The 18,400-nt window shown below is 73.5% G+C and carries 20 protein-coding genes and 1 riboswitch; of the genes, 9 read left to right on the top strand and 11 right to left on the bottom strand.

What is annotated here, in order from left to right; all coding sequences use genetic code 11:
- Positions 1 to 11 precede the first annotated feature (11 nt).
- The 8 genes from AB0O01_RS28875 to AB0O01_RS28840 form a co-directional block, all read right to left on the bottom strand.
- Positions 12 to 1,619 carry an alpha/beta hydrolase gene (locus AB0O01_RS28875; protein WP_365317852.1) on the bottom strand — a complete coding sequence of 536 codons (1,608 nt, stop codon included), beginning with the start codon at positions 1,617 to 1,619 and terminating at the stop codon, positions 12 to 14.
- A 139-nt stretch (positions 1,620 to 1,758) separates the two neighbouring features.
- Positions 1,759 to 2,514 (bottom strand): urease accessory protein UreD, encoded by a 756-nt coding sequence (locus tag AB0O01_RS28870; RefSeq protein WP_365317851.1) that lies wholly within the window; start codon positions 2,512 to 2,514, stop codon positions 1,759 to 1,761.
- A complete protein-coding gene (gene ureG, locus AB0O01_RS28865; RefSeq protein WP_365317849.1) occupies positions 2,502 to 3,179 on the bottom strand; it encodes an urease accessory protein UreG in 678 nt (225 codons plus the stop codon). The genes AB0O01_RS28870 and ureG overlap by 13 nt, the downstream gene beginning before the upstream one ends.
- Before the next feature lie 147 nt (positions 3,180 to 3,326).
- On the bottom strand, positions 3,327 to 3,998 hold the full coding sequence (locus AB0O01_RS28860) for an urease accessory UreF family protein (protein WP_365317847.1): 672 nt from the start codon (positions 3,996 to 3,998) through the stop codon (positions 3,327 to 3,329).
- Between the two features lie 8 nt (positions 3,999 to 4,006).
- Entirely contained in the window at positions 4,007 to 5,728 is a 1,722-nt protein-coding gene (locus AB0O01_RS28855; protein ID WP_365317845.1) for an urease subunit alpha, read from the bottom strand.
- Positions 5,721 to 6,050 (bottom strand): urease subunit beta, encoded by a 330-nt coding sequence (locus tag AB0O01_RS28850; RefSeq protein WP_365317843.1) that lies wholly within the window; start codon positions 6,048 to 6,050, stop codon positions 5,721 to 5,723. The genes AB0O01_RS28855 and AB0O01_RS28850 overlap by 8 nt, the downstream gene beginning before the upstream one ends.
- A gap of 10 nt (positions 6,051 to 6,060) precedes the next feature.
- Positions 6,061 to 6,363: an urease subunit gamma gene (locus AB0O01_RS28845; RefSeq protein WP_365317841.1), complete on the bottom strand. Its 303-nt coding sequence runs from the start codon at positions 6,361 to 6,363 to the stop codon at positions 6,061 to 6,063.
- Between the two features lie 376 nt (positions 6,364 to 6,739).
- The gene (locus AB0O01_RS28840; protein ID WP_365317839.1) at positions 6,740 to 7,366 is read right to left on the bottom strand and encodes a TetR/AcrR family transcriptional regulator; all 627 of its coding nucleotides are present in this window, start codon (positions 7,364 to 7,366) and stop codon (positions 6,740 to 6,742) included.
- 174 nt (positions 7,367 to 7,540) lie between these two features.
- On the opposite strand from AB0O01_RS28840, the gene AB0O01_RS28835 reads away from it, so the two are divergent.
- The gene (locus tag AB0O01_RS28835; protein ID WP_365317838.1) at positions 7,541 to 8,548 is read left to right on the top strand and encodes an ABC transporter permease; all 1,008 of its coding nucleotides are present in this window, start codon (positions 7,541 to 7,543) and stop codon (positions 8,546 to 8,548) included.
- A 119-nt stretch (positions 8,549 to 8,667) separates the two neighbouring features.
- Here AB0O01_RS28835 and AB0O01_RS28830 read toward each other — a convergent pair whose 3' ends face one another.
- Positions 8,668 to 8,949 carry a type II toxin-antitoxin system Phd/YefM family antitoxin gene (locus AB0O01_RS28830; RefSeq protein WP_365317836.1) on the bottom strand — a complete coding sequence of 94 codons (282 nt, stop codon included), beginning with the start codon at positions 8,947 to 8,949 and terminating at the stop codon, positions 8,668 to 8,670.
- 143 nt (positions 8,950 to 9,092) lie between these two features.
- Between AB0O01_RS28830 and AB0O01_RS28825 the strand changes: the two genes are divergently transcribed.
- From AB0O01_RS28825 to AB0O01_RS28815, 3 genes are all read left to right on the top strand, one after another.
- Positions 9,093 to 9,737, top strand: a complete 645-nt coding sequence (locus tag AB0O01_RS28825; RefSeq protein WP_365317834.1) for an ATP-dependent Clp protease proteolytic subunit — start codon at positions 9,093 to 9,095, stop codon at positions 9,735 to 9,737.
- Positions 9,734 to 10,045 (top strand): hypothetical protein, encoded by a 312-nt coding sequence (locus tag AB0O01_RS28820; RefSeq protein ID WP_365317832.1) that lies wholly within the window; start codon positions 9,734 to 9,736, stop codon positions 10,043 to 10,045. Before AB0O01_RS28825 ends, AB0O01_RS28820 begins: the two co-directional genes overlap by 4 nt.
- 348 nt (positions 10,046 to 10,393) lie before the next feature.
- Positions 10,394 to 10,600: riboswitch (cyclic di-AMP (ydaO/yuaA leader) on the top strand.
- A 3-nt stretch (positions 10,601 to 10,603) separates the two neighbouring features.
- Positions 10,604 to 11,077 carry a C40 family peptidase gene (locus tag AB0O01_RS28815; protein ID WP_365317831.1) on the top strand — a complete coding sequence of 158 codons (474 nt, stop codon included), beginning with the start codon at positions 10,604 to 10,606 and terminating at the stop codon, positions 11,075 to 11,077.
- 748 nt (positions 11,078 to 11,825) lie between these two features.
- Here the strand turns inward: AB0O01_RS28815 and AB0O01_RS28810 are convergent.
- A complete protein-coding gene (locus AB0O01_RS28810; RefSeq protein ID WP_365317829.1) occupies positions 11,826 to 12,284 on the bottom strand; it encodes an ATP-binding protein in 459 nt (152 codons plus the stop codon).
- A 214-nt stretch (positions 12,285 to 12,498) separates the two neighbouring features.
- On the opposite strand from AB0O01_RS28810, the gene AB0O01_RS28805 reads away from it, so the two are divergent.
- Both AB0O01_RS28805 and AB0O01_RS28800 read left to right on the top strand, forming a co-directional pair.
- Positions 12,499 to 13,365 carry a helix-turn-helix transcriptional regulator gene (locus tag AB0O01_RS28805; RefSeq protein WP_365317827.1) on the top strand — a complete coding sequence of 289 codons (867 nt, stop codon included), beginning with the start codon at positions 12,499 to 12,501 and terminating at the stop codon, positions 13,363 to 13,365.
- Positions 13,366 to 13,374: 9 nt separating this feature from the next.
- Complete coding sequence (locus tag AB0O01_RS28800) at positions 13,375 to 13,608, top strand: DUF397 domain-containing protein (protein ID WP_365317826.1); 234 nt, start codon at positions 13,375 to 13,377, stop codon at positions 13,606 to 13,608.
- Positions 13,609 to 13,722: 114 nt separating this feature from the next.
- On the opposite strand, the gene AB0O01_RS28795 is transcribed toward AB0O01_RS28800, so the two are convergent.
- The gene (locus tag AB0O01_RS28795) at positions 13,723 to 14,850 is read right to left on the bottom strand and encodes an 8-amino-7-oxononanoate synthase (protein WP_365317825.1); all 1,128 of its coding nucleotides are present in this window, start codon (positions 14,848 to 14,850) and stop codon (positions 13,723 to 13,725) included.
- A gap of 208 nt (positions 14,851 to 15,058) precedes the next feature.
- Here AB0O01_RS28795 and bioB point away from each other — a divergent pair, with 208 nt between their 5' ends.
- From bioB to bioD, 3 genes are read left to right on the top strand one after another with little or no spacing between them, the layout of a single operon-like run.
- Positions 15,059 to 16,288 carry a biotin synthase BioB gene (gene bioB, locus AB0O01_RS28790; RefSeq protein ID WP_365317824.1) on the top strand — a complete coding sequence of 410 codons (1,230 nt, stop codon included), beginning with the start codon at positions 15,059 to 15,061 and terminating at the stop codon, positions 16,286 to 16,288.
- Positions 16,281 to 17,561: an adenosylmethionine--8-amino-7-oxononanoate transaminase gene (locus tag AB0O01_RS28785; protein WP_365317822.1), complete on the top strand. Its 1,281-nt coding sequence runs from the start codon at positions 16,281 to 16,283 to the stop codon at positions 17,559 to 17,561. The genes bioB and AB0O01_RS28785 overlap by 8 nt, the downstream gene beginning before the upstream one ends.
- A gap of 1 nt (position 17,562) precedes the next feature.
- Complete coding sequence (gene bioD / locus AB0O01_RS28780) at positions 17,563 to 18,285, top strand: dethiobiotin synthase (RefSeq protein ID WP_365317821.1); 723 nt, start codon at positions 17,563 to 17,565, stop codon at positions 18,283 to 18,285.
- The last annotated feature ends 115 nt before the right edge of the window (positions 18,286 to 18,400 follow it).

Here is an 18,400-nt window from a genome sequence, read left to right as displayed (position 1 = left end):
GGGTGAGAGGGCTACGGCTTGGGGACCGCGTGCGGGGCGCAGGTGACGTTCCCGGCGTCCAGCTTCCCGGTCAGCAGATAGGTGTCGACGCGGTCGTTGACGCAGGGGTTCACCAGACCGGTGACCCCGTGCGAACCGGCGTCCCTCTCGGTGATCAGCCGGGAGCCCCTGAACCGCTTGTGGAGTTCCAGCGCGCCCCCGTAGGGGGTGGCCGCGTCGCGCTCGGCCTGCACGATGAGGACCGGCGGGAGGCCCTTGCCGGTCCGGACGTCGACCGGGGTGTTCTGCCGGACCGGCCAGGTGGCGCAGGGCAGGTTCATCCAGGCGTTGGCCCAGGTCAGGAAGGGGTAGTCGCGGTGCAGGCGGGTGTTGTCGCGGTCCCAGGTCCTCCAGTCGGTCGGCCACTTGGCGTCGGCGCACTCGACGGCGGTGTACACGGCGTTGCCGTTCTCGGCGGCCCGGTTCCCGGCGGTGTCGGAGAGGTCGGGCGCGGCGGCGTCCACCAGGGCCTGGGTGTCCCCGGCGGCGTACTTCGCGAAGACGGTGGCGACCGGCACCCAGGAGGAGTCGTAGTAGGGGGCGCCCTGGAAGAAGGAGATCAGCTCGGCGGGGCCGACGACCCCGCCGATGGGGTTCTTCGCGGCGGTGGCGCGCAGGGCGAGCCAGTGGTCCTGGACCTCGGCGCGGGTGTCGCCGAGGTGGAAGGTGGCGTCGTTGCGGGCGACCCAGTCCTGCCAGTCGTTCCAGCGGGTCTCGAAGGCCACGTCCTGGTCGAGGTTGGCCTGGTACCAGATCTTGGCGCGGGAGGGGTTGACGACACTGTCGGCGACCATGCGCCGGACATGGCCCGGGAAGAGCGTGCCGTAGACGGCGGCGAGGTAGGTGCCGTAGGAGACGCCGAGGAAGTTCAGTTTCCGCTCGCCGAGCGCGGCCCGGATGACGTCGAGGTCGCGGGCGGTGTTCGGGGTGGTCATGTGCGGCAGCATCGCGGCGCTGCGCTCGTAGCAGCCCTCGGCGTACTCCCGGGCCAGTGTGCGCTGGGCGCGTTTGTCGGCCTCGGAGCGGGGCACCGGGTCCATCTTCGGCGCCTTCACGAACTCCTGCGGGTCGACGCAGGAGATCGGCGCGGACTTGCCGACGCCACGCGGGTCGAAGCCCACGAAGTCGTACGCCCTGGCGGTCTTCGCCCAGATCGGGTTGGCGGTGGTGACCCGGCGCGGGAAGCGCAGTCCGGAGCCGCCGGGGCCGCCGGGGTTGTAGACGAGGGCGCCCTGCCGCTCGTCCGGGGTGCCGGTGCTGCCGATGCGGTCGACGGCTATCTTGATCTGCTTGCCGTACGGCTCGGTGTAGTCGAGCGGCACCGAGACCCAGCCGCACTGGATGGGCTTCTCCAGGCCCCAGTCGGCGGGGCAGTCCTGCCAGTCGATGCCGGTCCTCGCGGCGCGGGCGGCGGCGACGGCGGTGCCGACGGCCTCCCGGTCCGTGCCGTGGCCCCTGGTGTCCTGCGCCCCGGCGCTGGCCGTGGGGGCGGTCACGGCCCCGGCCAGCAGGGTGGCGACGACCAGCGCCCCGGCCGAACCGAGCGCGACGGTCCGGCTGTTCGCTCTCTTCTCCCGCACAGGAGACCTCCCCGTACCTCGATACGAAACGTACGGGGATCCTTCCGGCTGTGAGCCCGCTGAGAACAGACACGGGTACGGTTCTTTGCCAATCCGATAACCGGACCGACCTGTCCGCCCATCGGACCGCCCGGCCGTTTCAGCCCAGCTCGGCGAGCGCCGCGTCCAGCACCGCCCGCAGCCGCTGCGCGTCCGGCGCGACCGCGCCGACCAGCACGGCGGGCCCGGCCAGCGGCAGCACCGCCGCCCCCTCCCCCAGCACCCGCGGCGGTACGGGGGACCCGGCGAACTCCGGCCGGACGACGACCAGTTGCCCCACGGCCCGGTGGCCGCCGAGCCCGGCGGGGCCGTCCCAGCCGGGCGGGGCGCCGGGGCCGCAGTGCAGTTCCTGGTCGAGGACGCACCGGCCGCCGATCCGGACCGTGAGACGGCTGCCGAGGCGGCCGGGTCGCTCCCCGGCCCGGCCCAGCACCTGTTCCTCGCGCAGCACCAGGCGTCCGGCCGGGCCCACCTCGGCGACGGTCGCGGCATACAGCTCGCTGCCGCCCGCGCTGATCAACTGCTCGGGCAGCCAGTGCAGTTCGGCCCCGTCGGCGACGGAGAGCCGGACCTCGTAGCGGGCCTCCTCCTTGCCCTGGCCCGGCAGGGCGAGGGTGGCGGCGGCCGAGCCGACCCGCAGCCCGGCGCCCGCACCGACCTCGGCGGACACCGTGAACCGGTCGCCGCCGAGCGGCCCGCTCATCGCCCCGACGAGGGTGACCCGGGCGCTTCCGTCCCCGCTCCCCCGGGTGCGGCGCAGGGCGAGCGGGCCGTCCCCGGCCAGCACCGGCAGCACGGTCGTGCCGCGTGCGTCGCGGCGGGCGACGATCCGGGCGGTGGCGGTCACGCCCGCCATACGGCGACCCGCTCCCGTACCCAGGCGGCCACGTCCGCGACCCCGGCCGGATCGCGCAGGGACTGGAGGACGACGGGCAGTTCGGCGCGCTGCGCCTTGGCGTCGGCGGCCATCCGGGCGAGATCGGAGCCGACGTACGGGGCGAGGTCGGTCTTGTTGACGACCAGGAGGTCGGCGGTGGTGACGCCGGGGCCGCCCTTGCGCGGGATGTCGTCCCCGCCGGCCACGTCGATCACGAAGATCTGCGCGTCGACCAGTCCCCGGGAGAAGGTGGCGGTCAGATTGTCGCCGCCGGACTCGACGAGGATCAGATCCAGCGGCCCCACCTCGTCCTCCAGGTCCTCGACGGCCTCCAGGTTGGCGGAGATGTCGTCGCGGATCGCGGTGTGGGGGCAGGCCCCGGTCTCCACGGCGGTGATCCGCTCGGGCGGCAGCACGGCCTCCCGGAGCAGGAACTCGGCGTCCTCGCGGGTGTAGATGTCATTGGTCACGACGGCGAGCGAGAGTTCGTCGCGCAGTTCCCGGCAGAGCGCGGCGACAGTCGCGGTCTTCCCGGATCCGACGGGCCCTCCGAGCCCGATCCGCAGCGCCCGCCGGGTCCCGTCGGGCCGGTGGGCGTCGGCGCTGAGGGCGGTGGTGCGGCTGTGCTGGTGGTCGAGATGCATCGGCGTTGACCTTTCTCCGTCCGGGCGCGTTCCCGCCCGTCCGGCGTTCGAGGACCGGGCCCCTCCGGGGCCGGCATGGGGGTCCGGGGGTGAAGCACCCGGGGAGGGGAGGGGCAGAGGCGGCGGGGGCAACCCCCTCCCGGGCGGTCAGGACGCGAACAACCGCCCCGCCATCCCCGCGTGCACCTCCGCCCCGATCTCCAGCAGCGGCGACGACATCGCGGGCAACGCGTCCACCACCCCCTCCCCCGCACATTCCACCGCCCGGTCGGCGACCCGGTCGATCTCCCCCGCCAGCCGCGCCAGCACCCCGCTCGCCTCGAACGGATCGAGGCTCAGCAGCCGCACCACCGCGGAGGCGGCCCCGCTCACCGATTCGTACGCCGCGCAGTGCGCCGCGTCCGCCGCACCCAGCCCGGCGGCCCGCGCCACCACCCCCAGCACCACGGGCTGGTGCGCCCCCTTGGGAAACGCGCGGGCGAGATCCCCGTACCCCTGCGCGCCCTGCGGCCAGGTGGCGCGGGCGGCGCGCAGGAGCTGGCGGCCGAGGCGGCGGGAGGCGGTGCGCAGGGCGGGGGACGGTGTCCGGGCGTCGGCGGCGGCGTCCAGCGCGACCGGATCGGTCCCGAGCGCGGCGGACGCGGCGAGGGCGGCGGACACCAGTCCGGCGGTGTGCAGCCGCCCCCGGCAGAAGTCGGCCAGGCTCGCGGCGTCCCGCACCCGCCCGGCGCGGACCGCCGCCTCGGCCCCGCCGGAGTGCGCGTGCCCGCCGGCGGGGAACCGGCCGTCGGCCAGCAGCAGCAAGGTCGCTCGGGACATCGGGCCCCCTAGAAGAGGAAGTAGCGCTGGGCCATCGGCAGTTCGGCGGCGGGCTCGGCCTCCACCAGTTCGCCGTCGATGTGCACGGCGAAGCTGTCGGGGTCGACCCGGACGTCGGGCCGAGCGTCGTTCTCCCGCATGTCGGCCTTGGTGACCGCGCGGGTCGACTCGATGACGGCGAACCGCTTGCCGAGGCCGAGCCGCTCGGGGAGGCCGTCCTCGACGGCGAGGGGGGCGACGAAGTTGACCGAGTTCGCGGCGGGCGCCCGGCCGATCGCGCCGAACATCGGGCGCGGCAGGATCGGCTGCGGGGTCGGGATGGAGGCGTTGGCGTCGCCCATCTGCGCCCAGGCGATCTGGCCGCCCTTGAGGACGAGGTGCGGTTTGACGCCGAAGAACGCCGGTTCCCACAGGACCAGGTCGGCGAGTCTGCCGGTGGTCACGGAGCCGACCTCGTGGGCGAGGCCCTGGGCGAGGGCGGGGTTGATGGTGTATTTGGCGACATAGCGACGGACCCGGTGGTTGTCGGCGCGGCCGTCGCCCGGCAGGGAGCCGCGCCGCCGTTTCATCACATGCGCGGTCTGCCAGGTCCGCAGGATCACCTCGCCGACCCGGCCCATGGCCTGGGCGTCGGAGGAGATGATCGAGATGGCGCCGAGGTCGTGGAGGATGTCCTCCGCGCCGATGGTGGACGGGCGGATGCGGGACTCGGCGAAGGCGAGGTCCTCGGGGACGGCCGGGTTGAGGTGGTGGCAGACCATCAGCATGTCGAGGTGTTCCTCGGCGGTGTTGACGGTGAACGGCCGGGTCGGATTGGTGGAGCTGGGCAGGACGTGCGCCTCGCTCACCACGGTCATGATGTCCGGCGCGTGCCCGCCGCCCGCGCCCTCGGTGTGGTAGGCGTGGATGCCGCGTCCGCCGATGGCGGCCAGGGTGTCCTGGACGAAACCGGCCTCGTTGAGGGTGTCCGTGTGGATGGCGACCTGGACGCCGGTACGGTCGGCGACGGTCAGCGAGGCGTCGATGACGGCCGGGGTGGAGCCCCAGTCCTCGTGCAGTTTCAGGCCCAGTGCGCCGCCCCTGATCTGGGACAGCATCGCCTCGTGGGAGACGGTGTTGCCCTTGCCGAGCAGCCCGATGTTCAGCGGGTACGCCTCCATCGCGGCCAGCATCCGGGCGAGGTGCCAGGGTCCGGGGGTGACGGTGGTCGCCTTGGAGCCCTCGGCCGGGCCGGTGCCGCCGCCGACGAGGGTGGTGATCCCGGCGGACAGGGCCTCGTCGGCGATCTGGGGGCAGATGAAGTGGACGTGCGCGTCGACGCCCCCGGCGGTGAGGATGCGTCCGTTGCCCGCGATGATCTCGGTCTCCGGGCCGATCACCAGATCCGGGTGGACGCCGTCCATGGTGTCGGGGTTGCCGGCCTTGCCGATGCCGGTGATCCGGCCGTCGCGGACCCCGATGTCGGCCTTGACGATGCCCCAGTGGTCGACGATCACCGCACCCGTGATCACGGTGTCCGGGGTGCCGTCGGCGCGGGTGGCGCGGGACTGGCCCATGGACTCGCGGATGACCTTGCCGCCGCCGAACACGGCCTCGTCGCCGGAGCGTCCGGGGCCGCCGCAGCGGTCCTCCTCGATCTCGATCAGCAGATCGGTGTCGGCGAGCCGGATCCGGTCCCCGGTGGTCGGCCCGTACAGATCGGCGTAGCGGGCGCGGGAGATCTCACTCATCGCGCACCCCCGCCCCGTCCAGCGGACCCGCGACCTCGCCCCGCAGTCCGGGCACGATCCGGGCCCCGGCCAGCGGCACGAGGACGACCTCGACCGGAATGCCGGGTTCGAACCGTACGGCGGTCCCGGCGGGGACGTCGAGACGGGTGCCGCGCGCGGCGGCGCGGTCGAACTCCAGGCCGGGGTTGGCCTCGGCGAAGTGGTAGTGGGAACCGACCTGGACGGGCCGGTCGGCGGCGTTCAGCACGGTCAGCCGGGTGGTCGGGCGGCCCTCGTTGGAGACGACCGGGTCCTCGGCGAAGAGGATCTCTCCGGGGATCATCGCGGCCCCCTCAGACGATCGGATCGTGGACGGTGACGAGTTTGGTGCCGTCCGGGAAGGTGGCCTCGACCTGCACCTCGCGGATCATCTCCGGCACGCCCTCCATGACATCGTCCCGGCCGAGCACGGCCCGCCCGGACGCCATGAGTTCGGCGACGGTCCGGCCGTCGCGGGCGCCCTCCAGCAGATGCGAGGTGAGCAGGGCGACGGCCTCCGGGTGGTTGAGCCGCAGTCCCCGGGCCCGGCGCCGCTCGGCCACGTCGGCCGCGACATGGATCAGCAGCCTCTCCTGCTCGTGCGGGGTCAGTTGCACGTCCCACCTCACATCCTCGCTCCGGGCCGTACGGGGTCCGGGGGCCGTGGCCACCGCGGAAACACCAGGTGGCGTGAGGGGAGGCTAATTGCGGTGCGTTTCGGTCACGTTAACCGTCATACGATCCGGCCGCGGGCGGGTGGTCCGGCATGCGGTCCGGCCGCGGGGGGGGCGGGGCGGGTCGTCCGGCATACGATCCGGCGCCGGGAGGCTCGGGGCGTCCGGTATGCGGTCCGGCCGCGGACGGGCGGGTCGTCCGGCATACGGGTCCTGCCGCGGGCGGCTCGGGTCACCCGGCACGCCGTCCGGCCGCGGGCGGCTCGGGTCGTCCGGCACACGGTCCGGTCGCGGGGAGGGCGGGTCCCCGCGGGGCGGGTCAGCTCCCCGACTCGGCGGGCGTGATGCTCAGCAGCGCCCGCAGCCCGCCCCTGAGCGACTCCTCCGGCACACCGCCGAACATGGCGTGCTGGGTGGCGTATCCCTGGACGAGGGCGAGCAGGGTGCGGGCCATGGCGTCGGTGTCGGCGTCCGGGTCCATCAGGCCGGCCGCCTTGTAGTTCTCGCCGATGGTGTTCCAGGCGGCGCGGATCCGGGTGACGCCCGGCTCGATCATCGCCGCGAGTTCCCTGTCCCGCAGGGTCTCGGTCCAGACCTGCATCATCAGCCGGGGGAAGAGCCACTCGCCGTTCAGGGTCTCCGGCCGCAGCCGCTGCATATGGGTCACGATCCGCGGGATCAGCACGTCCGGGGTGGGCGGCGGATCCTCCTCGGCGGCACCCTCGTAGGCGGCGAGGGCGTAGTCGAGGACCTCGGCGACGATGGCCGCGATCAGCGCCTCCTTGCCGCTGAAGTAGCGGTAGACGCCCCCGGCGGAGAGGTCGGACTCCTTCAGCACGTCCTGCATGGACGTGGCGTGGAACCCGTCCCGCGCGAAGCAGCGCGCGGCACCGTCGAGGATCTGCCGGCGCCGGGCGTCGAGGTGCTCCTGGGATACGCGTGCCATGCGCCCATCGTAAAACGAATGTTCCTTCTTGACAAGAACGGCGGACGCGGCGCACGGTGGGGTTTACTTAAAACGAACGATCCTTCTTTTTACCGCCGGTCGGACCCGGACGCCTTCGCGTCCGTCTCCGCCGCCCCGCCTCCGCCTCCACCTCATCTCTCAAGGGGAACACCCATGTCCACCACCACCAGCCCGCCGCAACGCCGGCTCCTGCTGCGGATCGTCCTGTTCGTCCCGGTGATCGCCGCGCTCGCCCTGTGCGCCTTCGCCTGGCCCGCCGCCCGTACCGCACCCCGCGACCTGCCCGTCGGCGTGGCCGGCCCCGCCGCCGCCACGGCCCCGGTCGAACAGCAGCTCTCCGCGCAGGACGGCGCCTTCGAGATCCACCGCTACGCCGACGAGGCCGCCGCCCGGGACGCGGTCGAGGACCGCACGGTGTACGGGGCACTCGTCATCGGCCCGGACGGACCGGTGCTGCTGACCGCGTCGGCGGGCGGCCTGGCCGTCTCCCAGTTGCTCCAGCAGGCGGCGGCCGGGCTGGGCGAGGCCGACGGTACGCAGGTCAGGACGGTGGACGTGGTTCCGGCACCCGCGGGCGACCCGCGCGGGTCGGGATTCGGCTCCAGCGTGCTGCCGATGGCCCTGGCGGGCATGGCGGCCGGGGCGATGGTCACCCTCCTCGGGCTGAGCGCCGGTTACACGGTGGTCGCGCTGCTCGGGTCGGCCGCGCTGGTCGGCGTCGCCGCGACGGTCGTGTCGCACAACTGGCTGGAGGTGCTCACCGGGAACTGGTGGGCCGAGGCGGGCGCGCTGGGGCTGTCCGTCCTGGCGGTGAGCGCCGCCGTCGCGGGGCTGGCGGCGCTGGTGGGCAAGCCGGGGATGGGGGTCATGGCGATCCTGATGATGCTGATCGGCAATCCGTTCTCCGGCGCGTCCTCCGCCCCGGAACTGCTGCCCGTCCCCGCCGGCACCATCGGCCAGTGGCTCCAGCCGGGCGCCGGCTCCTCCCTGCTGCGCTCGGTGTCGTACTTCGACGGCGCGGGCGCGTTCGGTCCGGCCCTCACCCTGGCCTGGTGGGCGGCGCTGGGCCTGGGCGCGGTCGTGCTGGGCAAGGCGCTCAAGAACCGCCGACCCGACGCGCAGCCCCAGGCCGCCGAGCGGGAACCCGCACCGGTCGGCTGACCCATGCGGACCACACGAAGGGCACGGCTCCATACCGGGAGCCGTGCCCTTTCCCGTCTCTCCTCTTTCTCTTCGCTTCTCTTCTCTTCGTTCCGTTTCGTCTGCCCATTTCTTTCCGGCTAGGACGGATTCGGCCCCCGGTGCTCCGCCACGATCCCGAACCGCCGGTGCTCGGGTGCCGCCGCGGGGGCGACCTCGCGCACCGCCGCGACGGAGCCGATCACCTGCTCCTCGCCGGGCTCCCCCAGCGCTTCGAGCCGCTCCAGGTCGGCGGCGGAGACCAGGGCGACCAAGGGCTTGCCGTGCCGGGTCACCACGACGCGCTCACCGCCGTAGACCACCCGGTTGATCAGTTCCGCCAGTTCGGCCCGTGCTTGGGTCACCGGAATCTCGTAGGCCATGCCCCCAGCTTACGGAGCGGGGCTCCCGGACGCCGGGGCGGCGGAGCGACCATCGCCAAGACAACGTACGTCCTGTACATTTTTTACAGAAGCGGCGCCCGCGTGGGGCGCCGTCCAGCAGCCCTGCCAAGGAGGCGTTCGCCATGGACGGCCCGTCCGCCCGTCATGTCCTGCCCGAGTTCACCGAGCGCACCGGCCACGGGCACCGGACGCTGGATCCCTACGCCAAGCTGCTGGAGGAGCGGATCGTCTTCCTGGGCACCCCCGTGGACGACATCGCGGCCAACGATGTGATGGCCCAGTTCATGCATCTGGAGTACCAGGACCCGGACCGCGCCATCTCCCTCTACATCAACTCCCCCGGCGGCTCGTTCGGCCCGATGTCGGCGGTCTACGACACGATCCGGTTCGTGCGCTGCGAGGTGGAGACGGTCTGCCTGGGGCAGGCCGGGGCCATGGCGGCGGTACTGCTGGCGGCCGGGACGCCCGGCAGGCGGCTCGCGCTGCCCGGTGCCCGGATCGTGGTCCACCAGCCGTCGCTGCCGGAGCCGATCGAGGGGCAGACCAGCGACCTCGTCCTCCAGGCCGCCGAGCTGGCGCGGGTGCGCGCCCGCCTGGAGGAGATGCTCGCCCTGCACACCGGCCGGTCGCGGGAGCGGGTGAGCGCGGACATCGAACGGGACCTGGTGCTCACCGCGCCGCAGGCGCTGGAGTACGGGCTGGTGGACCGGGTCGTCGAGAGCCGCAAGGCGACGGGGGGCAACGGAGGAAGGGCGGGCCGGGGATGACCCTGCCGCCCGAGCACCCGCCGCTGCCCGCGCTGACCCGGGCGGAGGGCGAACTGATCGACCGTTATCTGGAGGCGGCCGATCTGCTGGGCCGGATCAACCCGGCGCGGCACGGCGACACCTACGCGGCGCTGCGGGCCGCCCAGGCGCTGGTCGCGAAGGCGGCCCTGCTGCGGGACGCGCTGGCGCTGATGCACCACCGGGGCGAGTCGGAACTGTCCTCGGCGACCCTCGCGCGGGCGCTGCGCGTCCTGGACGGCGAGCGCCGCACCGCGCGGGTCTCGCTTCCTCCGCGCTCCGACGGCTGAGGCGCGGACGGCCGGGGACCGCACCCCGCCCGCCCCGCGCCGAACTACTCGGAATGCCGGACTCCGGTGTCAAACGGACCAAATGGATTACGTCCGTTCGGCGTATCGGATGGTCATTTTGACGACCCGGCTCGCTCGCCGAACGCGCCCCCGGAACGGGGTTTGAGAGGGCTCCGGTGCTGGTCCGGGGCGTGCGCGCATCGTGACACGCGTTCGCACACCCGGATGTCCACCCGAACGGGTGAGTGGTGAGTAACGCCACAAATCCTCGGTTCCGTTGGGATTTTCGGACACGGGTAGGTGAAGATCCCTGACTGACGACAAGACCCCGCCACCGCGGCGGGGCGGTCCGGGCGGACGCCGAGTCCTGCCGCCGCCCGGATGCCCGGTCGACAGGAGTGGATCGGCAGGAGTGGAGGACCCAGGCATGACGGGTCGCCGGAGCGCAGTTCGGCTTCGAGCGGTCCTTGGGGTGAAGCCGCCTTCGGGCGGCCGGGCTACTTCGCCAGCCCGAATCCGACAGGTCATCCTTCACAGGCGGCTGACGAAGGGTTGCGCATGACCGCGCTCAATCGTGTCCCGTCGCTCATGGCACGCGCCGGTACGGCATCGGCGCTGACGCTCGCCGCGGTGGGCGGCAGCGTGGTGGTTCCGGGGTTCGCCTCGGAGGCATCGGCTGCCACGCACGCGACCAAGGCACTTCAGGTGGCGGCTTCCAAGAAGGGAGCGCCTTACAAGTGGGGAGCCACCGGACCCAGCCGCTTCGACTGCTCCGGGCTGACGCTGTACGCCTTCAAGAAGGCCGGCAAGAAGCTGCCGCGTACGGCCGCCCAGCAGTACAACAAGACGAAGCACATCTCGGCAGGCAGCCGCAAGGCGGGTGACCTGGTGTTCTTCCACTCCGGTTCGAACATCTACCACGTCGGGATCTACGCCGGTAAGGGCAAGATCTGGCACTCGCCGAAGTCCGGCGACGTGGTGCGGCTCCAGAAGATCTGGACCAAGAGTGTCTGGTACGGGCGCGTGAAGTGACGCCGGGGGTCTGAGACGGCGACCCCTGCGGGGCGGTGACGGCATCGGGGACACCGGTGACGGGCCGTCACCGGTCCGGCGGGGGTGGGTGGTTCTCGTGCGGGCGTGGCCGCTCGTCGTGACGGGCGAGCGGTCCCGCGCGGACCGCGACGGCGGTTCGCTCGCGCGGGAGGCGGGTTGTGGCGGGCGGTACGCGCCCCGACGCGCCGCCCTCCGCACGGCGGCCCGCTCCCGGGGCGGGACGGGCCGCGCGTCGCCGCGCATCGCAGCGCGACGGCCTGTGCCGGTCGCCCGAGAGGGCGCTGCGCGCCGCAGGCGGCCCCGGCGGGCGGTACGGGCCCCGGCGGGCCACCCGGTGCACCAGGAGTGGCTTCCGGGCCCCCTGGCCACACGGGACGGCACCGGGCCCCGCGCAGGGCCCGTGGCGCGCCCCGGACGGCCCTGGGGTCCCCGGGGTCGAGCCGGGCGCCCGGAAGCCCGTCCGGGGCCTCCCGCCCCCTCCGCTCCGCTTCCCGGGACCCGGTCCGCCCCTCCCCCCGTCGCCAACGGACCGCCGACCAGGAGTCGGGGCCGGCTCCTCCCCTCGTCGCCGAAGGCGCCCCCAGGCAAGAGCCGGGGATGGCCCTCCCCCCGTCACCGAAGGCGCCGCCAGGCAAAAATTCGGGGCCAACGCCTCCCCCACCGGCCGAACACCGGGCGCCGCCCCGGTCCGCCGAAACGTTTCCTGGCATCGGCGCGGAACGCGGGCTCATGGTTCCTGCTGGCCCGTTGTCGTCACCGGGCGGGCCGGGACCGTCCAGGGGAGTTCGATGGACACCGTCTTGCCGCCCTCGGGCGTGGCGTGGACCCTGAGCTTTCCGCCGCTCTCGGCGGCCAGCCAGCGGATGATGACCAGTCCCCGCCCGTTGTCCTGCTGCACCGCGGCCGGAAGCCGCTTGGGGAACCGGGGGTGACTGTCCGTCACCCCGAGGCGGAGCCGCTCGTCGCGCGCGAGTTCGAGGTCCACCGTGAAGGTGGGCGACAGCCCGAACGTGTGCTGGACGGCGTTGGTGGCGAGTTCCGAGACGATGAGGCGGACGCTGTCCGCGAGGTCCGAGGCCGCCGGGAGCCCCCATTCGACGAGGGTGTCGGCCACGAAGCCGCGGGCCGCGGACACCGAGGCGGCATCGCTCGGCAGAGTGACGGATGCTTCCAGATGATCTGCCATGGCGACGTCGTCCCTTTCCCACGGGACCGCGGTCCGACACGGAAGCGGATGGTTCGAGTACGGTCCCGGACTGGTGCTACATCGCCCAGCCTGCCACTAGTGCGACGGTCCGGGTGGCGATCCACCAAGATATGCATATATCTGTCGCTCAATGCGGTGAACTCTGCGACGGCAGAGCGTATTTGGGCGGCCCGGAAGGAGTAAGGAGTACCCCATGCAGCACGGTCCCGTGGTGCGCCGCCGGAAGCTGGGCGCGGAATTGCGCGCCCTGCGCACCCGCGTGGGGCTCACCAGTGGCGAGGCGGCCGGTCTGGTCGGCTGGCACCAGTCGAAGGTCAGCCGGATCGAGACCGGCGCCAGCGGTGTGAAGCCCGCCGACGTCCGGTTACTGCTGGACGCCTATGGCGTCGACGACCCCGATCTGCGGGAACTGCTCCTGGTGCTGGCAGGCTCCGAGGAGGGCGGCCGGCACCACTGGTGGCACGCCTACCGCGGGGTGCTGCCGCCGACGTACCGGGACTTCATCAGCCTGGAGTCGCAGGCCACCGCCATGCGGACGCTGGAGACCTCGGTGATCCCCGGGCTGCTCCAGACCCGGGAGTACGCCCGCGCGGTGACCCGGGCGGCCGTCGAAGGGCTGGACGACCAGCGACTGGACGCGCTGGTGGAGGTGCGGCTGGCCCGGCAGGACGTGCTGCGGGCGCATCCGCCGCTGGAGCTGAGCGCCGTACTGGACGAGGCGGTGCTGCGGCGGGAGGTCGGCGGGCCGGAGGTGATGGCACGTCAGCTCGCGCAACTGGCCGAGGCGGCGCTGCTGCCGCAAGTGCGGCTCCAGGTGCTGCCGTTCTCCGCCGGAGCGCATATCGGGGTCACGGGGCCTTTCGTTATCTTCTCGTTTTCGCGCACTTCCGATCTGGATGTGGTTGTTCTCGACCACATGACGAGTAGCCTCCATCTGGAACGGAAAGAAGACCTAGTGGCCTACAGCGAGTCCTTCCGCACGCTTCAGCACCACGCGCTTTCCCCCGCGGACTCGCTCGATTACCTCGCCGGGATAAGTGACGGCTCATATGGCGCATAGGGAGGCACCATGACCGCACTGCCTCGACACGTCCCCTCCACCGACCGACTGCACGGCGTGCGATGGCTGCGCAGCAGCCACAGCACCGGCGCGAACAACTGCGTCGAGACGGCCCGGCCGCCCCGCGGCCCCTGGGCCGGTCTGCTCGCCGTGCGCGACTCCAAGGATCCGTCCGGACCCGCGCTGCTCTTCTCCCCCGAGAGCTGGGCGGGGTTCACCGCGGCGTTCCACGCCGCGCGCTGAATCCACCGGGCACGTCCAGCACATCCAGCACATCCGGCACACCGAGCGCATCCAGCACCTGGAACGATCCGTTCCGGTCATCGCCCCGGCGGTACCCGGCCGCGGTCCGCCGACTCATGGCCGCGTCCCGCCGATGACCCGGACGGCGTGCTCCACCTGTTCCCCGGAGAGGTCCGCGCGGGCCGTCAGCCGCAGCCGCGAGATGCCGTCGGGCACCGACGGCGGGCGGAAGCAGCCCACGGCCAGCCCGGCCGCGCGGCAGTCCGCGGCCCACCGCACGGCCCCCTCCGGGGACGGCGCCCGCACCGACACCACCGCCGCGTCCGGCCGGACCGCCGTCAGGCCCAGCGCCGTCAGCCGGGCGTGCAGCTCCGCGGCGACGGCCCGCGCGCGGGCGGCCCGCCCGGGTTCCCGGACCAGCAGCCGCAGCGCCGCGAGCGCGCCGCCCGCCGCCGCCGGGGCGAGCCCAGTGTCGAAGATGAAGGTCCGGGCCGCGTTGACCAGATGGTCGATGACCGCGGCCGGTCCGAGGACCACCCCGCCCTGGCTGCCCAGCGACTTCGACAGGGTCGCCGTCACCACCACGTCCGGCGCGCCCGCGAAACCCGCCCCGTGCGCCGCGCCCCGGCCGCCGTCGCCCAGCACGCCCAGCCCATGCGCGTCGTCCACCACCAGCCCCGCCCCGCGCTCCCGGCACGCCCCGGCCAGCTCCGCGAGCGGGGCGGCGTCGCCGTCGACCGAGAACACGGTGTCGGAGACCGCCACGGCGGGCCCGTCATGGGTGCGCAGCGCCTTGCGGACGGCGTCCGGCTCGGCGTGCGGGACGACCTGGGTGGTGCCGCGGGCCAGCCGGCAGCCGTCGATGAGGGAGGCGTGATTGCCCGCGTCGGAGACGATCAGCGTGCCGTGCGGGGCCAGCGCGGTGACGGCGGCGAGATTGGCCGCGTACCCGGAGGAGAAGACCAGGGCGGCCTCGACGCCGCAGAAGGCGGCCAGTTCGCGTTCCAGTTCGGCGTGGAGTTCGGTGGAGCCGGTGACCAGCCGGGAGCCGGTGGCGCCCGCGCCCCAGTGCCGCGCGGCGACGGCGGCGCCCTCGGTGACCTCGGGGTGCCGGGCGAGTCCGAGGTAGTCGTTGCTCGCGAGATCCAGCAGCGGCGCGTCGGCCGGCCTCGGCCGCAGGGTCCGGACGAGCCCGGCGCGGCGGCGTACGCGCGCCTGCTCGTCGATCCAGCCGAACGCCATGGCTCCTCCGGGGACGGGGAAGGGGAAGGGGGAAGGGGGAAGGGGACAGGGAAGGGAATTGGACAGGCGGGGGGAATTTGTAGGCAGTGCACAGACCCTAGTCGCAGCATCGGCCCCCCACGGTGTGGCGATACCCACACCTCCGGTGCCTCCCTTTGTACGAACTCTCCTTGGCCCGGAGCGGCTCCTTAGGACAGGATCGGCTTCCATGGACCTGCTGAACACGCTGGTGGACAAGGGGCTTCGGCGCGAGCTGCCGACCCGCGAGGAGGCCCTGGCCGTTCTCGCCACTTCCGACGACGACGTGCTCGATGTGGTGGCGGCGGCCGGGAAGGTGCGCCGCCACTGGTTCGGCCGCCGGGTGAAGCTGAACTACCTCGTCAATCTCAAGTCCGGTCTCTGCCCGGAGGACTGCTCCTACTGCTCCCAGCGGCTCGGCTCCACGACCGGGATCCTCAAGTACACCTGGCTCAAGCCGGACGAGGCGACCGCCGCCGCCGCTGCCGGGCTGGCGGGCGGCGCCAAGCGGGTCTGTCTGGTGGCGAGCGGGCGCGGGCCCACCGACCGGGACGTGGACCGGGTCTCGAAGACCATCAGGGCCATCAAGGACGAGCACGAGAACATCGAGGTGTGCGCCTGCCTCGGGCTGCTCTCCGACGGCCAGGCGGAGCGGCTGCGCGAGGCGGGCGCCGACGCCTACAACCACAACCTCAACACCTCCGAGGCGACCTACGCCGACATCACCACCACCCACACCTACGCCGACCGGGTGGACACCGTGCGCCGGGCGCACGCGGCGGGGCTGTCGGCCTGCTCGGGGCTGATCGCGGGCATGGGCGAACCGGACGCGGAACTGGTCGACGTCGTCTTCTCGCTGCGCGCGCTGGACCCGGACTCGGTGCCGGTGAACTTCCTGATCCCGGTGGAGGGCACCCCGCTGGGCGGCGAGTGGCATCTGACGCCGCAGCGCTGTCTGCGCATCCTGGCGATGGTGCGGTTCGTCTGCCCGGACGCCGAGGTGCGGATCGCGGGCGGGCGCGAGGTCCATCTGCGCACCCTCCAGCCGCTCGCCCTGCATCTGGCCAACTCCCTCTTCCTCGGCGACTATCTCACCACCGAGGGGCAGGCCGGGAAGGCCGACCTGGAGATGATCGCCGACGCCGGGTTCGAGGTGGAGGGCGCGGACGAGGTGACGCTGCCGGAGCACCGGGCGGCGGCGACCGCCGGGTGCGGCGGGGCCGCGGGCTGCGGGGACGGGGACGGTGGCGACGGCTGCGGGACGGGGGCGGCGGAGGCGGTGCCCGCGGGGGGCCAGACGGTCCCCGCGAGCGGCCACACGGTCCCCGCGGGTGGTCAGGCGCTGCCCGGCGAGGTCCGTACGGATCTGGTCGCGGTGCGGCGGCGGGGCGCGGGAACGGATCTCGCGCCCAATGCGTGAGGGCACGGTCGCCGAACTGCTGGAGCTGGACCGGCGGCATGTGTGGCATCCGTACGGGCCGATGCCGGGGCTGGTCGAGCCGCTGGTGGTGGAGTCGGCGAGCGGGGTGCGGCTGCGGCTGGCGGACGGCTCGGGCGAGCTGGTCGACGGCATGTCGTCCTGGTGGTCGGCGATCCACGGCTACCAGCACCCGGTGCTGAACGAGGCCGTGACCGGGCAGTTGGGGCGGATGAGCCATGTGATGTTCGGCGGGCTCACCCATGAGCCCGCCGTACGGCTGGCGAAGCTGCTGGTCGACATCGCGCCGGACGGACTTGAGCATGTGTTCCTGGCCGACTCCGGGTCGGTGTCGGTCGAGGTCGCGGTGAAGATGTGCCTCCAGTACTGGCGGTCGCTGGGCCGCCCCGCCAAGCGGCGGCTGCTGACCTGGCGCGGCGGCTACCACGGCGACACCTGGAACCCGATGTCGGTGTGCGACCCCGAGGGCGGGATGCACGAACTGTGGAGCGGGGTGCTGCCCCGCCAGATCTTCGCCGACGCCCCGCCCGCGGGCTTCGACGAGGAGTACGCCGAGCATCTGCGGCGCACGATCGAGCGGCACGCGCCCGAGGTGGCCGCGGTGATCGTGGAGCCGGTGGTGCAGGGCGCGGGCGGGATGCGGTTCCACTCCCCGGACTATCTGCGGGTGCTGCGCGAGGCGTGCGACGCCCATGACGTGCTGCTGGTGTTCGACGAGATCGCCACCGGCTTCGGGCGGACGGGCGCCCTGTTCGCGGCGGACCACGCGGCGGTGACGCCGGATGTGATGTGTGTCGGCAAGGCGCTGACCGGCGGATACATGACCCTGGCGGCGACGCTGTGCACCGCGCGGGTGGCGGCCGGGATCTCCCGGGGCGAGGTGCCGGTGCTGGCACACGGCCCGACGTTCATGGGCAACCCGCTCGCCGCGGCCGTGGCCCGCGCCTCCGTCGAGCTGCTCCTCGCCCAGGACTGGCGGGCGGAGATCAAGCGGATCGAGACGGGACTGCGCACGGCGCTGGAACCGGCGGCGGAGCTGCCGGGCGTGCGCGAGGTGCGGGTCCTCGGGGCGATCGGCGTGGTCCAGCTCGACCGTCCGGTGGACATGCGCCGGGCGACGGCGGCGGCGGTGCGCGCGGGGGTGTGGCTGCGGCCGTTCCGCGATCTGCTCTACACCATGCCGCCGTACATCACCGGTGACGAGGATCTGGCACGGATCGGCCGCGCCGTGTGCGCGGCGGCGCGGGAGGGCTGAGATGGCCGTACTGGTGATCACCGGCACCGGCACGGAGGTCGGCAAGACGATCGCCACCGCCGCGCTCGCCGCGACCGCGCGCGCGGCGGGCCGCTCGGTGGCCGTCCTGAAGGCCGCGCAGACGGGCGTAGGGCCCGACGAACCGGGGGACGCGGCGGAGGTGGCGCGGCTGGCGGGGGACGTGACGGCCGCCGAACTCGCCCGCTACCCGGATCCGCTGGCCCCGGCCACGGCCGCGCGGCGGGCCGGACGGGCCCCGGTGCACCCGGCCGACGTCGCCGAGACCGCCGCCAAACTGGCCACCGAGCACGATCTGGTGCTGGTCGAGGGCGCGGGCGGGCTGCTGGTCCGCTTCGACCCGGCGGGCGGCACCCTGGCCGACGCGGCTGAACTGCTGGCCGCCCCGGTGGTGATCGTGGCCCCCGCCGGGCTCGGCACCCTCAACACCACCGAGCTGACCGCCCGCGAGCTGCGGCGCCGGGGCCTGGCCCCGCTGGGTGTGGTGATCGGGAGCTGGCCGGCCGCGCCTGGTCTCGCCGCCCGCTGCAATCTGGCGGACCTGCCGGAGGTGGCGGGCGCTCCCCTGCTGGGCGCCCTCCCGGAACACGCCGGACGGCTCGCCCCGACGGCGTTCCGCGCGGCGTCCCCGGGCTGGCTGGCGCCCCGCCTGGACGGAACCTGGGACGCGGAGTCGTTCACGGTGCGGGAGGGGGCTCGGGGGTAGGGGGGTTCGGGGGGCGGGGTCGCTGGAAGGCTGGGGACCGGGGCTCGGGGGACTCCGGCGCCGGGACCTCGGTGGGTGCGCGACGGGCCGCGCGGGGACAATCGGCGTAGGGCGG

It is taken from the genome of Streptomyces sp. NPDC093252 (genome assembly GCF_040683675.1).
Lineage (GTDB): Bacteria > Actinomycetota > Actinomycetes > Streptomycetales > Streptomycetaceae > Streptomyces.
Note: the sequence above shows the minus strand (reverse complement) of the source record. Positions and strands in the feature narration are given on the sequence as shown.